This is a genomic window from Microbacterium sp. ProA8, from assembly GCF_039905635.1.
Classification (GTDB): Bacteria; Actinomycetota; Actinomycetes; order Actinomycetales; family Microbacteriaceae; genus Microbacterium; species Microbacterium chionoecetis.
The window spans coordinates 1,981,223-2,004,965 of sequence record NZ_CP157000.1; the positions used below are offsets into that span (position 1 = coordinate 1,981,223).

22 protein-coding genes and 1 tRNA gene are annotated in these 23,743 nt (G+C 71.2%); 17 read left to right on the plus strand and 6 right to left on the minus strand.

Annotation, left to right across the window (positions count from 1 at the left end; all coding sequences use genetic code 11):
- Nucleotides 1-15: 15 nt before the first annotated feature.
- On the minus strand, nt 16-861 hold the full coding sequence (locus ABG085_RS08610; RefSeq protein WP_347979150.1) for a Sir2 family NAD-dependent protein deacetylase: 846 nt from the start codon (nt 859-861) through the stop codon (nt 16-18).
- 91 nt (nt 862-952) lie between these two features.
- Here ABG085_RS08610 and ABG085_RS08615 point away from each other — a divergent pair, with 91 nt between their 5' ends.
- Entirely contained in the window at nt 953-1,726 is a 774-nt protein-coding gene (locus tag ABG085_RS08615) for a class I SAM-dependent methyltransferase (protein ID WP_347978969.1), read from the plus strand.
- A gap of 32 nt (nt 1,727-1,758) precedes the next feature.
- The gene (locus ABG085_RS08620) at nt 1,759-2,559 is read left to right on the plus strand and encodes an RNA methyltransferase (RefSeq protein WP_347979151.1); all 801 of its coding nucleotides are present in this window, start codon (nt 1,759-1,761) and stop codon (nt 2,557-2,559) included.
- Between the two features lie 25 nt (nt 2,560-2,584).
- Here the strand turns inward: ABG085_RS08620 and ABG085_RS08625 are convergent, their stop codons facing one another.
- Together ABG085_RS08625 and ABG085_RS08630 are read right to left on the minus strand one after the other, a co-directional pair.
- Entirely contained in the window at nt 2,585-3,274 is a 690-nt protein-coding gene (locus ABG085_RS08625; RefSeq protein ID WP_347978970.1) for an SDR family oxidoreductase, read from the minus strand.
- Nucleotide 3,275: 1 nt separating this feature from the next.
- Nucleotides 3,276-4,169, minus strand: coding sequence for an SGNH/GDSL hydrolase family protein (locus tag ABG085_RS08630; RefSeq protein ID WP_347978971.1), 894 nt, complete (start codon nt 4,167-4,169; stop codon nt 3,276-3,278).
- Between the two features lie 384 nt (nt 4,170-4,553).
- On the opposite strand from ABG085_RS08630, the gene ABG085_RS08635 reads away from it, so the two are divergent.
- The 3 genes from ABG085_RS08635 to ABG085_RS08645 all read left to right on the plus strand — a co-directional run bounded on the left by ABG085_RS08635 (nt 4,554) and on the right by ABG085_RS08645 (nt 7,735).
- On the plus strand, nt 4,554-6,356 hold the full coding sequence (locus tag ABG085_RS08635; protein WP_347979152.1) for a DEAD/DEAH box helicase: 1,803 nt from the start codon (nt 4,554-4,556) through the stop codon (nt 6,354-6,356).
- Between the two features lie 124 nt (nt 6,357-6,480).
- Nucleotides 6,481-7,569 carry a VIT1/CCC1 family protein gene (locus ABG085_RS08640; protein WP_347978972.1) on the plus strand — a complete coding sequence of 363 codons (1,089 nt, stop codon included), beginning with the start codon at nt 6,481-6,483 and terminating at the stop codon, nt 7,567-7,569.
- An 81-nt stretch (nt 7,570-7,650) separates the two neighbouring features.
- Nucleotides 7,651-7,735 (plus strand) — tRNA-Leu (locus ABG085_RS08645).
- Between the two features lie 60 nt (nt 7,736-7,795).
- Here ABG085_RS08645 and ABG085_RS08650 read toward each other — a convergent pair.
- Both ABG085_RS08650 and ABG085_RS08655 read right to left on the minus strand, forming a co-directional pair.
- Nucleotides 7,796-8,398 (minus strand): response regulator transcription factor, encoded by a 603-nt coding sequence (locus ABG085_RS08650; protein ID WP_347978973.1) that lies wholly within the window; start codon nt 8,396-8,398, stop codon nt 7,796-7,798.
- Nucleotides 8,395-9,606, minus strand: coding sequence for a histidine kinase (locus ABG085_RS08655; protein WP_347978974.1), 1,212 nt, complete (start codon nt 9,604-9,606; stop codon nt 8,395-8,397). The genes ABG085_RS08650 and ABG085_RS08655 overlap by 4 nt, the downstream gene beginning before the upstream one ends.
- A gap of 177 nt (nt 9,607-9,783) precedes the next feature.
- Between ABG085_RS08655 and ABG085_RS08660 the strand changes: the two genes are divergently transcribed.
- The 3 genes from ABG085_RS08660 to ABG085_RS08670 all read left to right on the plus strand — a co-directional run bounded on the left by ABG085_RS08660 (nt 9,784) and on the right by ABG085_RS08670 (nt 12,593).
- Nucleotides 9,784-10,326: a small multidrug efflux protein gene (locus ABG085_RS08660; protein WP_347978975.1), complete on the plus strand. Its 543-nt coding sequence runs from the start codon at nt 9,784-9,786 to the stop codon at nt 10,324-10,326.
- An 87-nt stretch (nt 10,327-10,413) separates the two neighbouring features.
- Nucleotides 10,414-11,715 carry a M20/M25/M40 family metallo-hydrolase gene (locus ABG085_RS08665; protein ID WP_347978976.1) on the plus strand — a complete coding sequence of 434 codons (1,302 nt, stop codon included), beginning with the start codon at nt 10,414-10,416 and terminating at the stop codon, nt 11,713-11,715.
- A 56-nt stretch (nt 11,716-11,771) separates the two neighbouring features.
- Nucleotides 11,772-12,593, plus strand: coding sequence for an undecaprenyl-diphosphate phosphatase (locus tag ABG085_RS08670; protein WP_347978977.1), 822 nt, complete (start codon nt 11,772-11,774; stop codon nt 12,591-12,593).
- Nucleotides 12,594-12,723: 130 nt separating this feature from the next.
- On the opposite strand, the gene ABG085_RS08675 is transcribed toward ABG085_RS08670, so the two are convergent.
- Complete coding sequence (locus ABG085_RS08675; protein ID WP_347978978.1) at nt 12,724-13,599, minus strand: PAC2 family protein; 876 nt, start codon at nt 13,597-13,599, stop codon at nt 12,724-12,726.
- 92 nt (nt 13,600-13,691) lie between these two features.
- On the opposite strand from ABG085_RS08675, the gene ABG085_RS08680 reads away from it, so the two are divergent.
- The 9 genes from ABG085_RS08680 (at nt 13,692) to lnt (ending at nt 23,733) form a co-directional block, all read left to right on the plus strand.
- Nucleotides 13,692-14,393, plus strand: a complete 702-nt coding sequence (locus tag ABG085_RS08680) for an HAD family phosphatase (RefSeq protein ID WP_347978979.1) — start codon at nt 13,692-13,694, stop codon at nt 14,391-14,393.
- Nucleotides 14,390-15,418: a tRNA (adenine-N1)-methyltransferase gene (locus ABG085_RS08685; RefSeq protein WP_347978980.1), complete on the plus strand. Its 1,029-nt coding sequence runs from the start codon at nt 14,390-14,392 to the stop codon at nt 15,416-15,418. The genes ABG085_RS08680 and ABG085_RS08685 overlap by 4 nt, the downstream gene beginning before the upstream one ends.
- 9 nt (nt 15,419-15,427) lie before the next feature.
- Nucleotides 15,428-16,390 (plus strand): FKBP-type peptidyl-prolyl cis-trans isomerase, encoded by a 963-nt coding sequence (locus ABG085_RS08690; RefSeq protein WP_347978981.1) that lies wholly within the window; start codon nt 15,428-15,430, stop codon nt 16,388-16,390.
- Nucleotides 16,391-16,435: 45 nt separating this feature from the next.
- Nucleotides 16,436-17,452, plus strand: a complete 1,017-nt coding sequence (locus ABG085_RS08695; RefSeq protein ID WP_347978982.1) for a WYL domain-containing protein — start codon at nt 16,436-16,438, stop codon at nt 17,450-17,452.
- Nucleotides 17,449-18,411, plus strand: a complete 963-nt coding sequence (locus tag ABG085_RS08700) for a WYL domain-containing protein (protein ID WP_347978983.1) — start codon at nt 17,449-17,451, stop codon at nt 18,409-18,411. The genes ABG085_RS08695 and ABG085_RS08700 overlap by 4 nt, the downstream gene beginning before the upstream one ends.
- Before the next feature lie 67 nt (nt 18,412-18,478).
- The gene (tatA, locus tag ABG085_RS08705; protein WP_347978984.1) at nt 18,479-18,727 is read left to right on the plus strand and encodes a twin-arginine translocase TatA/TatE family subunit; all 249 of its coding nucleotides are present in this window, start codon (nt 18,479-18,481) and stop codon (nt 18,725-18,727) included.
- A 66-nt stretch (nt 18,728-18,793) separates the two neighbouring features.
- Nucleotides 18,794-19,561: a twin-arginine translocase subunit TatC gene (gene tatC, locus ABG085_RS08710; RefSeq protein ID WP_347978985.1), complete on the plus strand. Its 768-nt coding sequence runs from the start codon at nt 18,794-18,796 to the stop codon at nt 19,559-19,561.
- Nucleotides 19,558-22,098 (plus strand): DEAD/DEAH box helicase, encoded by a 2,541-nt coding sequence (locus ABG085_RS08715; RefSeq protein ID WP_347978986.1) that lies wholly within the window; start codon nt 19,558-19,560, stop codon nt 22,096-22,098. Before tatC ends, ABG085_RS08715 begins: the two co-directional genes overlap by 4 nt.
- A gap of 51 nt (nt 22,099-22,149) precedes the next feature.
- Complete coding sequence (lnt, locus tag ABG085_RS08720; protein WP_347978987.1) at nt 22,150-23,733, plus strand: apolipoprotein N-acyltransferase; 1,584 nt, start codon at nt 22,150-22,152, stop codon at nt 23,731-23,733.
- The last annotated feature ends 10 nt before the right edge of the window (nt 23,734-23,743 follow it).

Here is a 23,743-nt window from a genome sequence, read left to right on the forward strand (position 1 = left end):
CCTACCCGGGCGGGATCAGGCGAGCTCCGGCAGCCGGTCGGCGAGCGCGCGGAGCACCTCGCTCGTGCCGGCGTCGATCTTGACCGTGGCTCGGGCGTCGGCGCGCGTCGCACCGCGGTTCACGATGATGACGGGCAGGCGGCGGCGTCGCGCGCGCTCGAGGAGGCGGATGCCCGAGTTCACCACGAGCGAAGACCCCGCCACGATGAGCGCCTCGCTGGTGTGCACGAGCTGCTCGGCCTCGCGGAACTTCTCGGCGGGGATGAACTCGCCGAAGAACACGACGTCGGGCTTCAGCATCCCGCCGCAGACACTGCACTCGGGGATGCGGAAGCCCTCGGTGCTCTCGGGGAGCACGTCGCCGTCCGGGCCGAGGGGAACGTTCTCCGGCACCCGGATCCACGGATTGTCGTCCTCGACCCGGCGTGCGAGATCGCGTCGGTCGAACACCTGACCGCAGTGGGTGCAGAAGACGCGGCGCATGGTGCCGTGGAGCTCGACCACGCGCCGGCTGCCGGCGCGCACGTGGAGCCCGTCGACGTTCTGCGTGATCACCCCGGTAGCCAGCCCGCGCGCCTCGAGGTCGGCGAGAGCGCGGTGCCCGGCGTTCGGCTCGGCCGCCGCGAACGCCTTCCAGCCCAGGTGGCTGCCCACCCAGTACCGCCGTCGCGACGCGTCGCTCGAGAGGAACTGCTCTACGGTCATCGGGGTGCGCACCGGGGCGCCCGCTCCGCGGTAGTCGGGGATCCCGGAGTCGGTGGAGACGCCGGCACCGGTCAGCACCGCGATCCGGCGGCCGGCCAGCGTGGCGATCGCCTCGGCGACGGCATCCGTCGCACGGGCGTCGAATCCGGTCGCGATCGTCGTCACGGTGCACCCCCTTCGGGGTCGAGTGTAGGCCCCGAGGTTTTCGGGGATGTTACGCCGGAGCGCCGCGTGCCAGGATGTGCGCGTGGGCAGCTTCCAGGGCGTCAGCGCCGAGGAGTACGCACGGTTCATGGGACGGTTCTCGACGCCCCTGGCGGTGCCGTTCGCCGCCGCCGGGCTCGACGGCATCGCATCGGATGCCCGTGTGCTCGACGTCGGGTGCGGACCGGGGATGCTCACGACGGAGCTGGTGCGGCGCCGCGGCGCGGCGGCGGTGAGCGCGGTCGATCCGGAGCCCGTCTTCGTCGCGGCGACGGCGGGGTCGTTTCCGGGAGTGGACACGCGCGTCGCCGGGGCGGAGGACCTGCCGTTCGAGGCCGGCGAGTTCGGTGCGGCCCTGGCCCAGCTCGTCGTGCACTTCATGGCGGATCCGGTGCGCGGCGTGTCGGAGATGGCGCGCGTGACCGCGTCAGGCGGGCGCGTGTCGGCGTGCGTGTGGGACCACGGCGGCGGCGGCGGACCCCTCTCGGGCTTCTGGCGCGTCGCCCAGCGGCTCGACCCGACCGCGCGCGGAGAAGCCTCGCTCCAGGGTGCGTCGGAGGGCCAGCTCGTCGAGATCTTCGAGCGGGCCGGACTCGCCGACGTCACGCAGCAGGTCATCGAGAGCACGGTGGCGTTCGAGGACTTCGACGACTGGTGGCAGCCGTTCCTCTTCGGCGTCGGGCCCGCCGGTCGCTACGTCGCCACGCTCGACGAGGCCGGTGTCGCGCGGCTGGAGCGGGCCCTGCGAGACGAGCTCGGCGACGGCGCCTTCTCGATCACCGCACGCGCCTGGACGGCGGTCGGCGTCGTCGCATGAGCACGGTCGGCCCCATGCGACGATGGGACGCGATGCGTGCGACCTGGATCACCGACCCCGCCGACGACCGGCTCGCGGATTACCGCGATCTCACGGATGTCGCCCTCCGGCGCGTGCTCGAGCCCGAGGGCGGTCTGTACATCGCCGAGTCGGCCAAGGTCATCGCGCGGGCGATCGCGGCCGGGCACCGCCCGCGGTCGGTGCTCGTGCAGGAGAAGTGGCTCGCCGACATCGAGGAGCTGGTGACCGACACCGTGCCCGTGTACGTGGTCAGCCCCGGCATCGCCGAGGCGCTGACGGGGTATGCCGTGCACCGCGGCGCGTTGGCGGCGATGCATCGGCCGGTGCTCCCCGCCCTGGCCGAGGTCGTGTCCGGCGCTCGGCTCGTCGTCGTGCTGGAGGACATCGTCGATCACACCAACGTCGGGGCGATCTTCCGCGCGGCGGCAGGACTCGGCGCCGACGCCGTGCTCGTCAGCCCGCGGTGCGCCGATCCGCTGTACCGGCGGAGCGTGCGGGTGAGCATGGGCACCGTGTTCCAGGTGCCGTGGACGCGCCTGCCCGAGTGGAGCGAGGCCCGCGGCGCCCTGCACGACGCGGGCTTCGAACTCGCGGCCCTCGCGCTCGCCGACGGCGCGGTCGCGCTCGACGAGTTCAGCGCGCGCCGTCCGGAGCGTGTCGCCCTCATTCTCGGGGCCGAAGGAGACGGCCTCTCTCGGAAGGCGCTCGAGGCTGCCGATACGGTGGTGACGGTCCCGATGGCCGGCGGAGTCGACTCGCTCAACGTCGCGGCGGCGAGCGCGGTCGCGCTGTGGGAGCTCCGCGTGCGCTGAACCGGCGCTCGGCCGGTCCAGGTGGTCAGGCGCCGGGGCGGACGGTCACCTCAGTGAGCTCGGCGTCGCGCGGCAGGTCGAGCGCCGCCAGGATCGTCGTCGCGACCGACGCGGGGTCGATCCAGCGGGAAGCGTCGTAGTGCGCCCCCTCCTGCTGGTGCACCTTCTCCTGCATCGGGGTCGCCGTGCGGCCCGGGTACACCGTCGTCACGCGGATGCCGTTCGCCCGCTCCTCCTCGCGCAGCGCGTCGGCGATCGCGCGGACGGCGAACTTGCTCGCGGCGTAAGATCCCCACTCCGCGCTCACGCGAAGCCCAGCGCCGGAATTGACGAAGACCACCTGCCCGCGCGCCATGCGCAGGGCATGGATCAGGAGGCGGGTGACCTCGGCGGGGGCGATGGCGTTCACGGCGAGCTGCTGCTGCCATGTGGCGACGGGCGTCTCGGCGACCGCGCCGAGCTCGACGACGCCGGCGACGTGGATGAGCGCGTCCAGCCGGGCAGGAGTGCTCTGATGGCTGAACGCCCACGACAGCCGCGCGGGGTCGGCGAGATCGCCCACCAGCGTCTGCGCGCCCGGGAACCGCTCGCGCAGCTGGGCTGCCCGGCCGGCGTCACGTGCAAGGAGCCACAGGTCGTCGCCGCGCGCGGCCAGACGGTCGGCGAGCGCGGCGCCGATGCCGGAGCCCGCTCCGGTGACGAGATGCGTCGCCATGTCAGTCCTCCTCGTCGCGGGAGGCGGCCGCCCCCGGGCTGAGCGAGGGGAGCGACGAGGCATCGGGCCGGGGGGTCAGGGTCGTCACCGGGAGCGGATCAGGGCGCTTCGCGGTGACGGTGTCGCCCGAGGACTGGTGGCGCAGACGCCGAAGGACCCAGGGCACCAGATGCGCGCGCGCCCACACCAGGTCGACGGCGCGCGCCTCGCGCCAGGTGCGGATCGGGAGCGGGCCGGGCTGCATCGGCTGGAGGTCGTTGGGAACGTTGAGCGCGCGCAGCACCATGCGCGCGACCTCGTGGTGACCGAGCGAGTTGTAGTGGAGGCGGTCGTCGTCGAAGAAGCGCATGTCTTGCACTTCTTTGAGCGCCCATTGGTCGGCGACGATGCAGTCGTACCTGTCGGCGATCGAGCGGATGTTCTCGTTGTAGATCGCGACCTTGCCGCGGATGCCGCGGAACACCGGGGTGAACGCCGTGTCGATGCCGGTGAAGACCACGACCGTCGCCCCGTCGCGCGAGAGCCGCACGACCGCGTCCTCGAACAGCTGCGCCACCTTGTCGGGATCGCCGCTCGGACGGATGACGTCGTTGCCACCCGCCGAGAACGTCACGAGATCGGGTTTGAGCGCGATCGCCGGCTCGATCTGCTCCCGCACGATCTGCCCGATGAGGCGCCCGCGGATCGCCAGATTCGCGTACGCGAAGTCGTCGACCTGTTCCGACAGCACCTCCGCCACGCGGTCGGCCCAGCCGCGCAGACCGTTCGGCGCCGCAGGCTCCGGGTCGCCGACGCCCTCGGTGAACGAGTCGCCGATGGCGACGTAGCGCCGCCACGGGTGCGGCCCCGCATTGTCGGCGTAGTCGGCCGTATGGGCATCTTGTGTCGTCGGCATCCGTCCTCCGTTCCTCGGCTCCCGGGCCGGTGCCCAGGGTATCGCGCACGGCGGACGCCTGACGGCGCCGAGCGCTCGTCCGCGTGCGCCGCGGCGTCGCAGAGGATTCACGCGTAGCACGGCCGCCGACCCGGGCGTCGGGCTCCCGATGTCGTCCCGGTCGTCTATCGTGGTGACTCGTTGTCTACGGGGGAGGTGCATTCGGTGACGGACGAAACGGTGGTCGAATCGCCGCCCGCGCTCACCGAACCGCCGACGCACGACCGCACCGCATCGCGCACCGCCGAGTCCCACTCCTCTGCGCCGCACGCTGCTGAGCCCCGCATTGCTGAGCCCCACACTGCTGATCCCCACGCCGCGCAGCCCCACAGCGCCGAGCCCCACATCGGCAGCTTCGCCGCGGAGCACCTGTCGCCCACCTACCCCCAGCGTGCGCCGTGGGGCACGGCGCAGCGCCTGCGCGCGTGGCAGGCCGAGGCGCTCGACCTGTACTTCGGGATGGACGGCCCCGACGGGCCGGGGGGCGGTCCCCGCGACTTCCTCGCGGCCGCGACGCCCGGCGCCGGCAAGACGACGTTCGCCCTCCGCCTGGCGAGCGAGCTCCTCCGGCGCCGCATCGTGAACCGCATCGTCGTGGTGGCGCCTACCGAGCACCTCAAGACGCAGTGGGCGGATGCCGCGGCCCGCGTCGGCATCCGCCTCGATCCTGCCTTCAGCAATCGGCACGTCGCCCCCGCCCGCCAGTACCACGGCGTCGCCGTGACCTATGCGCAGGTCGCGGTGAAGGCATCCGTCCACCAGCGCCTCACGATGGACGCGCGCACCCTCGTGATCCTCGACGAGGTGCACCACGGCGGTGACGCGCTGAGCTGGGGCGAAGCGCTGCGCGAGTCGTACGCGCGGGCGACACGCCGGCTGCTCCTCAGCGGAACGCCCTTCCGCAGCGACACCGCCCCGATCCCGTTCGTCGAGTACCACCCCGACCCGAAGGGCATCCGGGTCTCGCGCAGCGACTACGCGTACGGGTACAAGCGCGCGCTCGAAGACGGCGTGGTCCGCCCCGTGATCTTCCTCGTGTACGCCGGCCACATGCGCTGGCGCACCAAGACCGGCGACGAGATGGAGGCGCATCTCGGGCAGGACAACACGAAGGACATCACCTCGCAGGCGTGGCGCACCGCGCTCGACCCGGAGGGCGACTGGATTCCCGCGGTGCTGCGGTCGGCCGACCGGCGCCTCACCGAGGTGCGGGAGCACGTTCCGGATGCCGGCGGCCTCGTGATCGCGACCGATCAGACCGCCGCGCGGGCCTACGCCGCGATCCTGAAGGAGATCAGCGGCGAGGCGCCGACCGTCGTGCTGTCGGACGAGGCCGAGGCGTCGAGCCGCATCGAGGAGTTCTCCGCGTCGACGAGCCGGTGGATGGTCGCGGTGCGGATGGTGTCGGAGGGGGTGGACGTGCCGCGCCTCGCCGTGGGGGTCTACGCGACGAGCGCGTCGACCCCGCTGTTCTTCGCCCAGGCGATCGGCCGCTTCGTGCGCGCCCGCCGACGCGGCGAGACGGCGAGCGTGTTCCTGCCGAACGTGCCGCAGCTGCTCGCGCTCGCCAACGAGATGGAGCGGCATCGCGACCACGCGCTCGACCGCGACTCCGACGGCGAGGACGAGTGGAACGCCGAAGAAGACCTGATGGATGCGGCCGAGCGCGAAGACAAGGCGTCGGACGCGCTCACCGAGGAGTTCACGTACCAGGCGCTCGGCTCGCGCGCGCACTTCGACCGCGTGCTGTTCGACGGCAAGGAGTTCGGTCAGCTCGCCGTTCCCGGCACGCCCGAGGAGGAGGAGTTCCTCGGCATCCCCGGCCTGCTCGAGCCCGAGCACGTGCACGAGCTGCTCATGCAGCGCCAGTCACGGCAGACGCGCCACCGTCACGTCCGCGAGGCCCACGAGGCATCCGCGCCCCCGGACGAGGAGCCCGCCCTGCCGCAGGCCCTGCACCGGACCTTGAAAGAGCAGCGGCAGCTGCTCAACAGCCTGGTCGGGCTCTATGCCCGCCAGGCGGGCGAGCCGCACGGGCTCGTGCACGCGGAGCTGCGTCGCATCTGCGGCGGTCCCGCCGTCTCGCACGCCACGGTCGCCCAACTGCAGTCGCGCATCGATGTGCTGCGCAAACGCGTCCACTCCTGACGCGGGCCGGACGCATGCCCGCTGTTCGGATCCCCGAAATGCTGGCAATCCTCGGTTTCGCGGGGGTCGAGCCCCGCGCGCTGACTAGCGTTGACGGGTCCCGCACCGCCGACTGGAGGCTCGAGTGAGCACGCCCCCCGCACCCACCGACCGCGATCGACGCCGCTGGGCCAGCTACCTCGTGAACGAGCGGGCCGAGGCGCACGTGTACCGCGAGCTCGCCGGCCGCCGAACCGGCGAGGAGCGGGAGATCCTCCTCGCTCTCGCCGAGGCCGAGGGCCGCCACGAGGCGCACTGGCTCGAGCTGCTGGGTGCAGAGCCCGCCCGGCTGCCGCGACCGGACGTGCGTACGCGGCTGCTCGGCGCGATGGCGAAGAGCTTCGGGTCGATCTTCGTGCTGGCCCTCGCGCAGAACGCCGAGGCGCGCTCGCCCTACGACGACGAGCCGTACGCCACCGCGACGATGGCTGCCGACGAGAAGGTGCACCACGAGGTCGTGCGCGGCCTCGCCGCCCGCGGGCGACGCCGCCTGTCGGGCACGTTCCGGGCCGCCGTCTTCGGCGCGAACGACGGGCTGGTGTCCAACCTCGCGCTCGTCATGGGCATCGGGGCGACCGGGGTGTCGAGCCAGTTCGTGCTGTTCAGCGGCATCGCCGGCCTTCTCGCGGGCGCCCTGTCGATGGGGGCGGGGGAGTTCGTCTCGGTGCGGTCGCAGCGCGAGCTGCTGACGGCCACCGAGCCGAGCGACTTCGCCGACAGCGGCATCCCGCACCTCGACATCGACGCCAACGAGCTGGCGCTCGTGTACCGGACGCGAGGGATGCCGGAGGCCGAGGCATCCGCTCGCGCCCGGCGCGTCGTCGAAGCCGCACGGACGGCGGGCAAGGGCCGCGCGGACACCGGGCCGATCGCCGTCCCCGACCACGGCGAAGTGGTGGGCAGCGCCTGGGCCGCGGCGCTGTCGAGCTTCCTGTTCTTCGCCTCCGGCGCGATCATCCCGGTGCTGCCGTGGATCTTCGGGCTCTCCGGCATCACCGCCGTCGTTGTCGCACTGGTCCTGGTCGGCATCGCGCTCATGTCGACGGGGGCTGCAGTGGGCGTCCTGTCGGGCGCGCCGCCGCTCCGCCGTGCCCTGCGTCAGCTCGCGATCGGGTTCGGCGCGGCCGCCGTGACGTACGCCCTCGGCCTGCTCTTCGGCGTCTCGATGGGGTGACGCGCCCGGGTGCCCCGCGATTCGTTGAACGTCGGGTGACGTGGTAATGTCATTCCTCGGTTGCGAAACCCGAAATCACCTGCGCGGGTGGCGGAATAGGTAGACGCGCTAGCTTGAGGTGCTAGTGCCCGTATAGGGCGTGGGGGTTCAAGTCCCCCCTCGCGCACAGAACGAAGAAGGCCCCCGAAAGGGGGCCTTCTTCGTTGCGGGGAGACGCTGTTCGGTTTCAGATCCAGCCGCGCTCCTCGGCCATCAGGACGGCCTGCTGACGTGTGCTGACCGCGAGCTTGCTCAGCACAGCCGACACGTGGTTGCGCACGGTTCCGGGCGCGAGCGAGAGCGTGCGCGCGATCTGCCCGGTGGTCTCGCCGCGACGCCCGGCGCGGAGGACATCGAGCTCGCGATCGGTCAGCGGGGAGCGTTCGTCGCTCAGCGCGTCGGCGGCGACCTCCGGGTCGACATAGCGTCCGCCTGCCGCGACACGCCGGATGACCTCCGCCACTTCGTCGGCCCCGCGCGACTTGGGGAGGAATCCCGACACACCCGAGGCCAGTGCCCGCCGCAGCACGCCGGGGCGTGCGTGCCGCGTCACGACGATGCAGCGCGTGGCGACGGCGCGCGTCACCCGCGCGGCGACCTCCACGCCGTCGAGGCCGGGCATCTCGAGGTCGAGGAGGCAGACATCGGGGGAGAGGCGCAGGGCGGAGGCGAGGGCCTCCTCTCCGTCGGCGCACTCCGCGACGACGTCGATGTCGGGCTCGAGGCGCAGCAGGGCCGCCAGCGCGGAGCGGATCATCGCCTCGTCGTCCGCGAGGAGCACCCGGATCACCGCGATCCCTCCGGCGACACCGGGACGCGCACCACAACGGCGAACTCCTGCCCGCCGCGCCGTGTCTCGACGGTCCCGCCGCCGTCCTCGACTCGACGGGCGATGCCCTCCAGTCCCGCGCCGTCGGCGCTCGGAAGCGCCTCCGCGGCGTCGTTCTCGATCTCGTAGCGCCAGGCGTCCGCGTCGCGCGTGAGCGAGAGGCGCGCCCACCGGCCGCCGCCGTGGCGCAGCGCGTTGGTGGTGGTCTCGCGGATGACAGGACCGAGAACGGATGCCGGAGCCTGGTCCGCGTCGGCATCCACCGTCACCTTCACCGACGTGCCTGCGGCACGCAGCAGGTCGGCGGCGTTCGCGACCTCATCCGGAAGCGGCACCGAGCGGAAGCGCAGGGCGAGGTCACGGGTGCCCTGGCGCGCCGCGTCGACACTGCGCCGAGCCGCCTGCAGCTGCGTGAATGCCGCGTCCGGGTCGTTCGTCATCAGGCGCTCGGCGAGCTCCAGCTGAAGTGCGATCACCTGCAGGTGGTGACCCTGCAGGTCATGGACGTCGGTGGCCACGCGCAGGCGCTCCTGCGTGGCTGCGAGCCGGGATTCGGAGGCGCGGGCGCGGTCGACCGTGATGAGGACGTCCCACCACCACAGCGTCAGCACCGTCATCGAGGGAAGGGACACCGAGAAGAACCCCGACAGCCACCAGGCCGACCCGGCACCAGGAGGAACGACCAGACGGCCGTCGATGAACCAGAGCACGACGAGCAGCGCGGTCGCGGCGATGACCACGCGCAGCCGCACCCCGGAGGGCCAGTTGAGGAACATCGACGTCTGGATGAGGGGGACGACGCCCAGGAGCCAGAGTCCCGACACGAGCCCGGCGATGAGTCCGAAGCACGCGGCGATCAGCAGCGAGACCAGGACCAGGGGGCGGGGGACGAACTGCTCGTGCTCGGTGCGCTGACGGTAGTCGCGCATCAGCAGGAAGGTCGAGACCCACCATACGAGGCCGCCGAGGCCGACCGCCGCGATCGCGGCGGTGCTGCGACCTGCTCCGGCGAGCGCCCCCGTCCAGACCGCCACGAGCATGAACTCGAGGAATACGACCGCAGAGACGGTGTACCACCAGGTCGCCGTGATCCCGCGCGACAGGCGCAGCCGTCCGCGTCGCTGCGCCGCCGTCTCGGTGTCCGCTGCCTGCACAGGGGAGGTGCTCATGCGTCCCACCATAGGTCCATGACACATGTCACCCCCGGGACGTGCGAACCGCACGGAGAGCGGTGACAGCACGGCACTTCCGGCATCCGCGGTGCCCCGGTGGACTGGTCTTGCGACGGAGAACCCCGGGCACCGTCGCCATCAGCATCAGCCCGCATCGACCATCAGGAGCACGTCATGAGTCTCGTCGACACCTTCCAGGACCTCGTCGCCCAGGTGCCGGACCTCGTCCAGCCGCTCATCGTCGCCGCCGCCGGCGCCGTCCCCTTCATCGAGGGCGAGGGCGCGGCGGTCATCGGCATCATCGGCGGCATCCACCCCGCGATCGCCGCTGCGGCGGGCATCATCGGCAACTTCGTGTGCGTCACCGTGCTCGTGCTGCTGACGGCGCGGACGCGCTCGGCCGTCGTCACACGCACCCGCACCCGCCGTCTCGTCGCCGCCGGCGGAGGCGACGCCGGCGAGGTCCCTTCGCCGGAGGTCGGCGGCGAGCGCGGGTCGGCGCGCAGGGCCAAGTTCCAGCGGGCGTTCGAGCGCTACGGCGTCCCCGGCGTCAGCCTGCTCGGACCGCTGCTGCTCCCCACGCAGTTCACGGCGACGATGCTCGCCGGTGCGGGCGTGAAGACCGCACGCATCCTCTTCTGGCAGGGACTGGCCATCGTCGCGTGGACGACCTTGCTGACCTTCGTCGTGGGCGGCGCGATGTACGTCGTCCACTGATCCGCGACGCGCGGGGTGGTTTCGAGGCGGCGCCGCAGGCGACCGCCTCGAAACGCGTCGGTCACGCGGTCCGGTAGGTTTGTCCGCATGCCTTCACCCGATCTCGGCCTCCCCGAAGTCGCTTCGGTGGCACGGGATCTCATCCGCTTCGACACGACGAACCATGGTGGCGGGCGCGCCGCGGGCGAGCGCGAGGCAGCCGAGTACGTCGGCGCCTATCTGTCGGATCTCGGACTGCAGCCCGAGTTCTACGAGCCGATCCCGCGTCGCACGAACGTGATGGCGCGGGTGCCCGGCCGCAACAGCGACAAGCCCGCCCTCGTGCTGCACGGCCACCTCGACGTCGTCCCCGCGATCGCCGAGGACTGGAGCGTCGACCCGTTCGAGGGCGTCGTCCGCGACGGGATGCTGTGGGGCCGCGGCGCCGTCGACATGAAGGACATGGACGCCATGATCCTCACGTCGGTCGCCGACCTCCTCCGCGCCGGAGAGCAGCCCGAGCGCGACCTCGTGCTGGCGTTCTTCGCCGACGAGGAGAACGGCGGGGTCGAAGGCTCCGCGCTCGTCGTCGAGCACCGCCCGGACTGGTTCACCGGAGCGACCGAGGCGATCAGCGAGGTCGGCGGATACTCCATCCCGCTCGGCGATCGCCACGCGTACCTCCTCCAGGTGGGGGAGAAGGCCCTCGTGTGGATCCGCCTCGTCGCGCGCGGCCGCGCCGCCCACGGCTCCAGCTTCCACTCCGACAACGCGGTGACCCGGCTCGCCGAGGCCGTCGCGGCGCTCGGACGCACCGCGTGGCCGGTGACGCTCACCGACACCACCCGCGAGATGACCGAGCGCCTGGCCGAGCTCACCGGCCAGACCCCCGACGACCCGGACGCGGTCGCCGCCGCCACGGGCGCGGCATCCGGATTCCTCCGCTCGACGCTGCGCACCACGACCAACCCGACCGGCCTGGTCGCGGGTTACAAGCACAATGTCATCCCCGATCGCGCCGAGGCGCTCATCGACGTGCGCGTGCTGCCCGGCACCGAGGATGCGGCCCTGGCCGACATCCGCCGTGTCGTCGGCGACGGCGTGGACGTCGAGGTGGTCCACCAGGACATCGGCCTCGAAGTCCCGTTCTCTGGAGACCTCGTCGACGCCATGGTCGCCGCACTCGGACGCCACGATCCGGGAGCACCGGTCGTGCCGTACCTCATGGGCGGCGGAACCGACAACAAGGCGCTCGCGACGCTCGGCATCGCCGGGTACGGCTTCGCGCCGCTGCGCCTGCCGGCCGACCTCGACTTCACGGGCATGTTCCACGGTGTCGACGAGCGCGTGCCGATCGACGCGCTGGTGTTCGGCCAGGCCGTGCTCACCGATCTGCTCCGCACCTACTGAACACCCGACGGGTGCCGCGGCTCGCGGCATCCGCCGTGCCCGGCTGAAAGGCGTCCATGCTTCTCGAAGCGATCATCCTCGGCTTCGTCCAGGGATTGACCGAGTTCCTCCCGATCTCGTCGAGCGCGCACCTGCGCATCCTCGGCGAGTTCCTCCCGTCGGCGCAGGACCCGGGTGCGGCGTTCACCGCGATCACGCAGATCGGCACGGAGGCGGCGGTCGTGGTCTTCTTCTGGCGCGACATCGTGCGCATCATCGGCAACTGGTTCCGGGCGCTGGCCGGTCGCATCCCACGCAACGACCCCGACGCGAAGCTCGGCTGGCTCATCATCATCGGCTCGATCCCGATCGTCGTGCTGGGTCTGCTCTTCCAGGACCAGATCGAGACCGTGCTGCGGTCGCTGTGGATCACGGCAGGCATGCTGATCTTCTTCGGCGTGCTGCTCGGCATCGCCGACCACGTGGGCGCCAAGAAGCGCAAGCTCCAGGACATCACGATCGGCCACGGCGTGATCTACGGCTTCGCGCAGTCGCTCGCCCTCATCCCGGGCGTGTCGCGCTCCGGCGGCACCATCACCGCCGGGCTCTTCATGGGCTATGAGCGCGCCGCCGCCGCCCGGTACGCGTTCCTGCTCGCGATCCCGGCCGTCTTCGGCAGCGGGTTCTTCCAGCTGTTCAAGAGCCTCGGCGAGCCGGGCGTGTTCACGCTCGGTGAGACGGCTGTCGCCACGGGCATCGCGTTCATCGTCGCTCTCGGTGTGATCGCGTTCTTCATGAACTGGATCTCCAAGCACACCTTCCTGCCGTTCGTGCTCTACCGCGTCGCGCTGGGCTCACTGCTCCTCGTGCTGCTGAGCATGGGCGTCATCAACCCCTGACGTCGATCTCGGTCGTCGAGCGAGCGAGGAACGAGCGCGACGAAACGCCTGCACCCGGCGTTCGGCGTCGGTTCGAGACGTTTCGTCTCGCAAGCTCGCTCAACGACCGAAAGCGGAGAAGGGATGCCGCTCAGCGGCGCGGGTCGTCGCGGCCCGGCTTGCTCGGCCCGTCGCCCGGCTTGCCGTCGGAGCGACGGAGGTACCGCTCGAACTCCTGCGCGATCGCGTCGCCGGACGCCTCGGGCGAATCCCACGTGTCGCGGGTCCGCTCGAGCTGGCGGATGTAGTCGGTCATCTCCTCGTCGTCCGCGGCGGCCGCGTCGATGGAGGCCTCCCAGGCCGCAGCCTCGGTGGCGAGGTCGCCGCGCGGCACCGGCGCGCCGGTGAGGTCCTCGAGCTTGTCGAGCAGCGCGAGCGTCGCCTTGGGCGACGGGGTGTGGCCGGCGACGTAGTGCGGCACGCTCGCCCAGAGGCTCGCCGTCGGGATGCCGGCGCGCTCCGCCGCGTCTCCGAGCACGCTGAGGATTCCGACCGGACCCTCGTACGAGCTGCGCTCGAGCTCGAGGGTGCTCCGGAGGTTCTCGTTGTCGCTGCCGGCGAAGACGGAGATGGGTCGCGTGTGCGGCACGTCCGACATCATCGAGCCGATCGCGATGAAGCCGGTGATGTCCTCCCGCAGCGCGATGTCGATGAACTCGGACGAGAACGCCTGCCAGGCGCGGGCCGGCTCGACGCCGGTGAGCAGCCACAGCTGCGTGCCGCGCGTCGCGCGCGCGGGGCGCAGCAGCGATGCCTCCGGCCAGCGGAGGGTGCGGCGGCCGTCGCCGTCGGCGGCGATGTGGGGACGGGTGTACTGGTAGTCGAAGTAGAGCTCGGGGTCCACCGAGAAAACGGTCTCGTACGAGCCGCCCTCGCGCAGCTGCGTGATCGCGGAGGACGCGGCTTCGCCCGCGTCGTTCCATCCGTCGAATGCAGCGACGAGAACACGACGACCCAGTCCGTCCACGGGACCCCCTCCGCCCGCATCGGCCGCGGGCTCCCTCCAGGATATGCCCCCCTCTCGACGGAGGGCCGGAGCCCCGTCGGTAGGATTGCACGGTGAATGCGCCCCGACTCTCCGCCGTCCTGTGGGATATGGACGGCACGCTCGTCGATACCGAGCCGTACTGGATGGCGGCGGAGACGCCCCTCATCGAGAGCTTCGGCGGGACGTGGTCGCACGAGCAGGCACTCGGCCTCGTGGGTCTGGGACTGGAGGATTCCGCGCGCATCCTGCAGGCGGCCGGGGTGCGCATGAGCGCCGATGCGATCATCGACCACCTCACCGACCATGTCATGCGGGAGCTCACCGTCACCGGTGTGCCGTTCCGTCCCGGGGCGCGCGAATTGCTCGCGAGTCTGCGGGAGGCGGGCATCAAGACCGGCCTGGTGACGATGTCGATGCGACGCATGGCGCAGACGGTCGTCGACCTCATCGACTTCGAGGCGTTCGACGTCGTGATCGCGGGCGACGATGCGACGCGCCCGAAGCCGTTCCCCGATCCGTACCTCCAGGCCTGCGAGGCACTTGGAGTCGCGCCCCACGAGACGGTGGCGATCGAGGACTCCCCGAACGGCCTGCGCTCCGCGGTCGCATCCGGTGCCGCGGTCATCGGCGTCCCGCTGATGGTGTCGCTCACCGGCGCCGGTGCGCACACGCTGTGGGACACGCTCGACGGACGCAGCGTCGACGACATCGTCGACTTCCACGCGGCGCATCGTGCCCGCGCATCCGATCCGGCCGAGGAGATCGCCCGATGACGCACACCCTCGCACCCACTGTGGATCGTCCGAGCGGCCCGTTCCGCCTCGGCGACCGGGTCCAGCTCACCGGCCCGAAGGGCCGCCTGCACACCATCACGCTGCGCGAGGACGGCGAGCTGCACACCCATCACGGCGTGCTCAAGCACACGCAGCTCATCGGCCAGCCGGACGGCTCCGTGGTCGCCAACAGCGGCGGCCACGAGTATCTGGCGCTGCGGCCGCTGCTGCGCGACTTCGTGATGTCGATGCCGCGGGGCGCCGCGATCGTGTATCCGAAGGATGCCGCGCAGATCCTCGCCGAGGCCGACATCTTCCCGGGGGCCACCGTGGTCGAGGCCGGGGTCGGCTCCGGCGCGCTGTCGCTGTGGCTCCTGCGCGCGATCGGCGCCACGGGACGCCTGGTGTCGTTCGAGCGCCGCGACGACTTCGCCGCCGTCGCCCGCGCCAACGTCGAGACCTTCATCGGAGAGGTGCCGCCGAACTGGGACGTGGTCGTCGGCGATCTGGCAGAGGAGCTGACCGACGCGGTGGCGGCGGCATCCGTCGACCGCGTCGTTCTCGACATGCTCGCCCCGTGGGAGTGCATCGACGCGGTCGCCGAGGCCCTCACTCCCGGCGGCGTGGTCGTCTGCTACGTCGCGACCGCGACGCAGCTCAGCCGCGTGGCGGAGTACATCCGTGGCACCGGGCTCTTCACCGAGCCCGACGCGAACGAGACCATGGTGCGGGGCTGGCACGTCGAGGGGCTCGCGGTGCGTCCCGACCATCGCATGGTCGCGCACACCGGCTTCCTCATCTGGGCGCGCCGGCTGGCGCCGGGCGCCGTCGCGCCCGAGGTCAAGCGCCGCGCCTCGAAGTCGAGCTACGGCGACGAGGACGTCGAACTGTGGACGCCCGGCGCTGTCGGCGATCGGCAGATCACCGACAAGAACCTTCGCAAGCGCGTCCGCGAGGCGGAGCGCGCGGCCGAGGGCGCCCGCCAGGCGGCTGGGCGTTCAGACGCCTCCGACGAGTCCGCCTAAACTGATCCGGTGCGCAAGATCCCCGCTGCCCTCGTTGTCCTGGGACTGGTGACCGTCGGCCTGACCGGATGCTCGCTGCCCGGCTCGTCCGACTGCTCCCGTCCCGCTGTCTCCAACGCCGACGTGATGGACCTCATCGACGTCACCGGCGACAGCGGCGACCAGCCCGAGGTCGACGTGTACACGCCGCTGCACGCCTCGCAGCTGGGCTACGAGGACGTGGTGACCGGAGACGGAACCGCGATCACCGCGCAGAACCAGCTCATGGTCATCGATGTCGCCCTGTTCAGCGGTGCGACCGGTGAGCCGATCGTCGCCACGGCCTACGACGGCGATCTGTCGACCGTCTCGTCTCCGTCGCAGTGGACCACGAACTTCGTCGGCTTCGAAGAGGCGCTGCAGTGTGCGACCGAGGGTTCGCGCGTCGCTGTCGCCCTGTCACCCGGCGACATGGCGGACGGTGTCGCAGAGGGATTCGGACTGGCCGAGGATGACACCGCCGTCGCGGTCATCGACGTGCGCAAGGTCTACCTCGCCGCCGCCGACGGTCAGAACCAGTTCAACAGCGGATTCGGCCTGCCCAGCGTCGTGCGCGCTCCCGACGGACGGCCCGGCCTGATCATCCCCGACGGCACCCCGCCCGAGGACGTCGTCGTCCAGACGCTCAAGAAGGGCACGGGCGAGACCGTGACCGGAGACCAGCCGGTGCGCGTCCACTACACCGGCGTCGTCTGGGGCGAGGACGAGGCGTTCGACAGCAGCTGGGACGGCGAGCCCGCGTCGCTGACGCTCGACGGCGTCGTGCCCGGCTTCGCCCAGGCTCTCGAGGGCCAGACGGTGGGTTCGCAGGTCATGGTCGTGGTGCCGCCCGACCAGGGTTACGGCGATCAGGCGCAGGGCGCGATCCCCGCGGATTCGACGCTCGTGTTCGTGATCGACATCCTCGGTCTGGACGTCGCCGCCGAGGAGTGACGCGGGGTTCAGCTGCGGTGCCGCGCGCGGCCCTAAGATAGCTGGGTGCCCGCCACCGCCGCCGCGAAGATCCCACCCGAGGAGCGTCTCGTCAACCTCGTGGTGGCCCTCATCGCGACCGACCAGGGGCTGACGAAGGACACCATCCTGACGTCCGTCGCGGGTTATCGCGAGCAGAGCGAGGCCGGGGCATCCAAGGATGCGCTCGAGAAGATGTTCGAGCGCGACAAGGAGTCGCTGCGGGGCCTCGGTGTGCCGATCGAGACGATCGGGGACTGGGCAGACCCCGACGACCTGCGCGAGGCGCGATACCGCGTGCCCACCGCCGAGTACGAGCTTCCCGAAGACATCGAGTTCACTCCTGCCGAGCTGGCGCTGCTGACCCTTGCGGGCGGTGTGTGGAGTCAGAGCTCCATGTCCGACGACGCACGCAGCGGGCTGCGCAAGATCCGGGCGCTCGGCGACCTCGTGGACGAGCCCATCATCGGCTTCTCACCCCGCCTGAGCCTGCGCGACCCCGCCTTTCCCGCACTGCAGCAGGCGATCGAGTCCAGCGGCGTCGTCACCTTCCCGTACCTCAAGCCGGGGGAGGACGCGCCGCGCACGCGTCGCATCCAGCCGCTGGCGCTGATCGAGTACGAGGGCCGATGGCACGTGTTCGGCATCGATCTCGACGTCGCCGCCGATCGCACCTTCCTCCTCCAGCGCATCGTCGGGCCGGTCTCGCAGACGCGGGCCTCGTTCGACCCTGCGCTCCGCGAGGGAGCCGGCGAACGCGCCCTCGCCGGTCTCGACGAGGTCGCCGCGCGCAACTCCGCTCTCCTGGAGGTCAACCCCGGCACCGAGGCCGCACTGCGGCTCGCCCGCCGGGCGCAGCCGGCCGAGCAGGGCATCCGCGTGCCCTACGTCGATGTCCACATCTTCGCCGACGAGCTCGCCTCGTACGGACCGGAGGTGCGCGTCGTCGCACCGGTGGAGCTGCGCGATCGCGTGATCGATCGCCTCGCGGCCACCCGTGCGCTGCACGACGGCGGCGGCATGAACGCGGGGAGCCCGTCATGACCGCCAAGCGGCCGCTCGTGGCGACGGATCGCGCCGCCCTCATGCTGCAGCTCGTGCCGTACCTCATCGGCAAGGGCGAGGTGTCGCTCGCCGAGGCCGCCGACGAATTCGACGTGTCGCCCGAGCAGATGCGCTCGATGGTCGAGAAGCTCACCGTCATCGGCCTGCCCGGCGACCGGGGCTACTGGCAGATGTCGAACGACCTCTTCGACATCGACTGGGACCTCCTCGACGAGCGCGACCTCATCGTCATCACGAACGCGGTCGGGCTGGAGAGGTCGCCGAAGCTCACCGCCCGCGAGGCGGCCGCGCTGCTCGCGGGGCTGCAGCTGGCGCGCTCCATCCCGGGCGTGGGCGACACCGACCTCTATGCGGGTCTCCTCGCGAAGCTCTCTCGCGGAGCCTCCGGCACCCCCGCCGAGGTGATCCTCGCCCCGGAGCCCGTCGACGCGGTGCGCGACCTCGTGGCCGACGCCCTGCGGCGAGGCGTTGCCGTCTCGTTCACCTACAAGGCCCCCGATGCTGGTCCCACGACCCGCACCGTCGACCCCGTCAAGGTGCACATCGCGAGCGGGCAGTGGTACCTGCAGGGCTGGTGCCATCTCCGCGAGGCGATGCGCACGTTCCACCTCGACCGCGTGAGCGATCTGGAGCTCACCGGCATCCCGAGCACGCACGCGGGGGAGCAGGCGCCGGACTGGTTCGACACCGACGCCGGTGACGTGGTCGCCCGCATCCGCTTCGCGGAGGATGTCGCGCCCCTGCTGGGCGACTACCTCGACCGTGCGACGCTCGCGACGTCCGACGGCGTCACGATCGCCACCATGCGCGTCGCGGACGAACTGAGTCTGCGGCGCCTCGCTGCGCGCCGGGGCGGCGCCGTCGAGGTGCTCGAACCCGCTGCCGCGCGCCGTGCGGTCGCCGACTGGGCCGAAGCCGGATTGGCGCAGTACCGGTGAGGGCGACTCGGAGTCGCCGCGACAGGGTTACACTGGACCAACATCCGCACCGACAAGGAGACTCCGCATGGGCGCATTCGGATGGCCGCATCTTCTGATCATCCTCGCGGTGATCCTGCTCCTCTTCGGGGCTGCGAAGCTCCCGGCCCTCGCCAAGAGCGTCGGTCAGTCCGCTCGGGTTTTCAAGGGCGAGATGAAGGCGATGAAGGACGACGACACGACGGGCAAGCCGAAGGCCGAGAACGTGGCGTCGGAGACTCCGAAGGCCGACATCCCCACGAGCCCGAGCAGCAGCACCGCAGACCCGTCCTCCTGACCCGGCGTGGTCACCACGGAGCCACCGCGCATCGAGGAGCCCGATCAGCCTCGGCGCGATAAGCGCATGTCCCTCGGGGGGCACCTGCGCGAACTGCGGAAGCGATTCTTCATTGCTGCGGCCGGCCTCGTGGTCGGCATGGTCATCGCGTTCATCATCAGCGGCTGGGTGATCGATCTCCTCGCGCAGCCGATCGTGCAGATCGCGGCGGAGCGGGGCGAGCAGGACATCGCCCTCAACTTCACGACCGTAGCGAGCGGTTTCGACCTGCACATGCGGATCGCGTTCGCGATCGGCCTGCTGATCTCTGCGCCGGTCTGGCTGTGGCAGATCTGGGCGTTCATCATGCCCGGGCTCACCCGCAAGGAGGTCCGCTACACGATCGGCTTCCTCCTGGCCGCGATCCCGCTGTTCATGGCCGGCCTCTTCGTCGGCTGGCTCATCATGCCGCACATGGTCGTGCTGATGGCGAACTTCGTGCCCGACGACCAGGGCATCGCCCAGTTCTACGACTACGCCACGTACTACGACTTCGTCTTCAAGCTTCTGCTGGTGATCGGGGTGTCCTTCGTCACCCCGGTCTTCCTGGTCGCCCTGAACCTCGCGGGCGTGATGTCGGGCCGCGACATCCTCAAGGGCTGGCGAGTGGCGATCATCGTGATCACGATCTTCGCAGCGATGGCGACTCCCGCCGCGGACGTCACCTCGATGCTGCTCCTCGGAGGAATCCTCTGCGTGCTGTACTTCGCCGCGGTGGGCCTGTCCATGCTGTTCGACCGGCGCAAGGCGAAGCGCGATAAGGCTGCGGGAGTCCTGCCGCCCGAGGTGACGTGACCGACCCCGCTCCCGCCGAGCGCTATGCACGAGCGACCGACGCTGCCCGGCTCGACCGCACCCACCCGCTCACGGCCGCGTTCGCAGCATCGCAGCGGTTCACCCTCGACCCGTTCCAGATCGAGGGATGCCGCGCGCTCGAAGACGGGCGCAGCGTCCTGGTCGCCGCGCCCACCGGCGCCGGCAAGACCATCGTCGGCGAGTTCGCCGTGCACCTGGCCATGCAGACGCCCGGAGACAAGGCCTTCTACACGACGCCGATGAAGGCGCTGTCGAACCAGAAGTTCCGTGAGCTGCAGGACGTCTACGGACCCGACGACGTCGGTCTCCTCACCGGCGACACGAACATCAATGGGAACGCGCGCATCGTCGTCATGACGACCGAGGTGCTGCGCAACATGCTCTACGCCGACTCTCCGGCGCTGCGCGGCCTCCGGTACGTGGTCATGGACGAGGTGCACTACCTCGCCGACCGCTTCCGCGGCGCGGTGTGGGAGGAGGTCATCATCCACCTCGCGCCGAGCGTGCGGCTGGTGTCGCTGTCGGCGACCGTGTCGAACGCCGAGGAGTTCGGCGACTGGCTCGACACCGTGCGCGGGGGCAGCGACGGCGATCCCGCGGTAGAGGTCATCGTGTCCGAGACCCGTCCGGTGCCGCTCGAGCAGCACGTGCTCGTCAGGGGCGACCTCCTGCCGCTGTTCGACGACCGCGCCGGCATCGCGACCGCGCAGGTGAACCAGGAGCTGATGCGGATCCGCTCGTTCAAGGGTCCGACCTTCGAGAACAACCGACGCGCTCAGCAGCTGCGCAGCGGCGACCGCGGTGAACGCGCCCACTACGCCGGCGGCGGGTACGAGGCATCCCGCCGGCGTCCGAGCCGGGGCAACAAGCGGCCGGTGCGCTCGGCGAACGTGCAGCGCATCGAGCGGCTGGATCGCCCCGACGTCGTCGAGCTGCTGTCGCGGGCGAACCTGCTGCCCGCCATCTTCTTCATCTTCAGCCGGGTCGGCTGCGACGCGGCCGTGCAGCAGGTACGGCGGGCGGGCGTGCGGCTGACGTCACAGGAGGAGCGGCTCGAGATCAGGGCCGTCATCGAGGAGCGCACCCGCAGCCTGCTCGAAGAGGACCTCGCGGTGCTGGGCTTCTGGGAGTGGCGTGAGAACCTCGAGCGCGGCGTCGCGTCGCACCACGCGGGACTGCTGCCGGCCTTCAAGGAGGTCGTCGAGGAGCTGTTCCAGCGCAAGCTCGTGAAGGTCGTGTTCGCCACCGAGACGCTGGCGCTCGGCATCAACATGCCCGCCCGCACCGTCGTGCTCGAGAAGCTCGAGAAGTTCAACGGCGAGGCGCGCGTCGCGATCACCTCGGGGGAGTACACCCAGCTCACCGGGCGCGCCGGGCGCCGGGGCATCGACGTGGAGGGCCACGCGGTCGTCCAGTGGACCGAGGCCCTCGATCCGCAGGCCGTCGCCGCGCTCGCGTCGCGGCGCACCTATCCGCTCAACTCCAGCTTCCGCCCGACCTACAACATGGCCGTGAACCTCATCGACCAGTTCGGCCGGGCGAGAGCGCGAGAGATCCTCGAGTCGTCGTTCGCGCAGTTCCAGGCAGATCGTGCTGTCGTGGGGCTCGCTCGGCAGGTGCGCGAGCAGGAGGACTCGCTCGCCGGCTACGAGAAGGCGATGACGTGCGATCGCGGGGACTTCGCGGAGTACTCGGGCATCCGCCGTGAGCTGAGCGACCTCGAGAAGGTGAACCGCAAGGACGTCAGCGCCGCACGGCGCACCCGCGACGAGCGGCAGCGACGGATCGCGAGCCTGCGCAAGCGCATGCTGCGGCATCCGTGCCATCAGTGCCCCGACCGGGAGCACCATGCGCGCTGGGCCGAGCGCTACTGGAGGCTCAAGCGCGAGATCGACAAGATCCGCCGTCAGATCGACACCCGCACCGGCACGGTGGCTCGGATCTTCGATCGCGTCGTCGACGTGCTCGCGGCACTCGAGTATGTCGTGGTCGCCGACGACGGGGCGACGACACTCACGCCGTCGGGGCGCACGATGCGCCGGATCTACGGCGAGCGTGATCTGCTGGTCGCGGAGTCGCTGCGCCGGGGGATCTGGAAAGATCTGGATGCCGCATCCCTCGCGGCCCTCGCCTGCTCGCTCGTGTACGAGCCGCGGCGCGACGACGCCGGTCCAGGGGAGCGGGGTCTGCCTCGCGGCGCATTCCGGCCGGCCTTCGACGCCACCATCTCGCTGTGGCAGGAACTCCAGGACCTGGAGGAGGAGAACCGCCTTCCCGGGACTGAGCCTGTCTCGGCCGGTCTGGCGCTGGCGATGCACTCGTGGGCGCGCGGCGGCACGCTCGACCGCGTGCTGACCGAGGCGGACATGGCGGCGGGAGACTTCGTGCGGTGGGCGAAGCAGACGATCGATCTGCTCGACCAGCTGTCGATCGTCGCCGACCAGCCGATCGCCGGAACCGCACGCAGGGCGCTGGATGCCGTACGGCGCGGCATCGTCGCCTACTCCACCGTCTAGGGCGTCCGACGCGGGCGAGGGTCTCCTCCAGGCTCGCCTAGGGTGGAATCCGTGCCACCCGACGCGCCGTCCCGTCCACCGCTGCCGCGCCCGCTGATGCCGCTCTGGGCCGCCCTGGTGGTGTCGGGCATCGGCGGAGCGCTCCTGGACGTCGCCCTTCCCTCGCTGGCGTGGTGGCCGATGGCGTGGGTCGCCGTCGCTCTGGCGCTGGTGTCGCTGATCGGCCGGCGCGTCGGCGCGGCCCTGCTCACCGGACTCGTCTTCGGCCTCGCGTTCTACCTGCTCAACCTCGACTTCACGGCGGCCTGGGTCGGCCCGATTCCGTGGCTGGCGCTGTCGGGCTTGGAGGCGCTGTTCGTCGCCGGCGGCGCGGCGCTCATCGCCCTGGCCTACCGGTGGGTGCCGCGGACAGTGCCGCGCCGGGGCCGCGTGCTGGTGACATCGCTGCTGGTCGCGGGGCTTTGGACGGCGCGGGAGGCGGTCTCCGGCGGATTCCCCTATGGAGGCTTCCCCTGGGGACGCGTGGGTACCTCACAGGTGAACGGTCCCTTCGCCGAGGTCGTCTCGTGGACGGGCACCGCCGGACTGACGTTCCTCGTGGTGGCCGTCGTCGCCGCCGGGGTCGAGCTGGCCCGTGCGCCGCGTCGGCGCGGGGCCCGCGGCGTCCGATGGCTCCTGCCGGTCGCCGTGCTCGCGCTGATCGCCACCGCGATGCTGGCCGTCCCGGCCTGGGCGACCACGCCGGCCGGCACCATGCGCGTCGCCAGTGTGCAGGGCAACGGCCCGGCAGGCTATTTCGACGTGCGCGATGCGGGCGATGTGCTGGAGTCGCAGTACGACGCCACCAAGCCGCTGTTCGGCTCGGAGGACGTCGACGTCGTGCTGTGGCCGGAGGGAAGCGTCGACCTCGACCCCGAGGGCTCGGTCGCCGCCGCGGCCGCGCTGGACCGGGTCACGCGTCAGCTGGGTGCACCGCTGGTGGCGAACCGGGTCGATCAGCGCGGCGACGAGTACTTCAACATGTCGTTCCTCTGGCGGGACGGCACGGGGATCGAGCAGACGTACGACAAGCGCAATCCCGTGCCCTTCGGCGAGTACGTGCCGGACCGCGAGTTCTACGACGCGATCGCCCCCGACCTCATCGGCATGATCGGCCGGGACTACACGCCGGGCACCAACGCGCCTGTCTTCGACATCGACGGCACCATCGCGGGCCTCGCCATCTGCTTCGACGTGATCTACGACGCGCTCATCTGGGAGGGCGCCGCGGACGGCGCCCAGGTCTACCTGTTCCAGACGAACAACGCCGACTTCCGCGGCACCGACGAGAACCTCCAGCAGCTCGCCGTCGCGCGGCTGCGCGCCATCGAGACCGGACGCGCGGTCGTGAACCTCTCCACGGTCGGCACGAGCCAGGTGATCGCACCGGACGGCACCACCATCGACGGGCTGGTGGCTGACGCGCCCGGGCACATGCTCACCGATGTGCCGCTGCGGACCGGCCTCACTCCCGCGGTGGTGATCGGGCCATGGATCAACGCCGCCCTGTCGTGGGGCAGCGTCATCGTGCTCGCCGGCCTGGGCGTCGTGGCCGGAGTGCGCGCCCGCGGAAACGCGAAAACGCCGGCCCCGTAGGGCCGGCGTC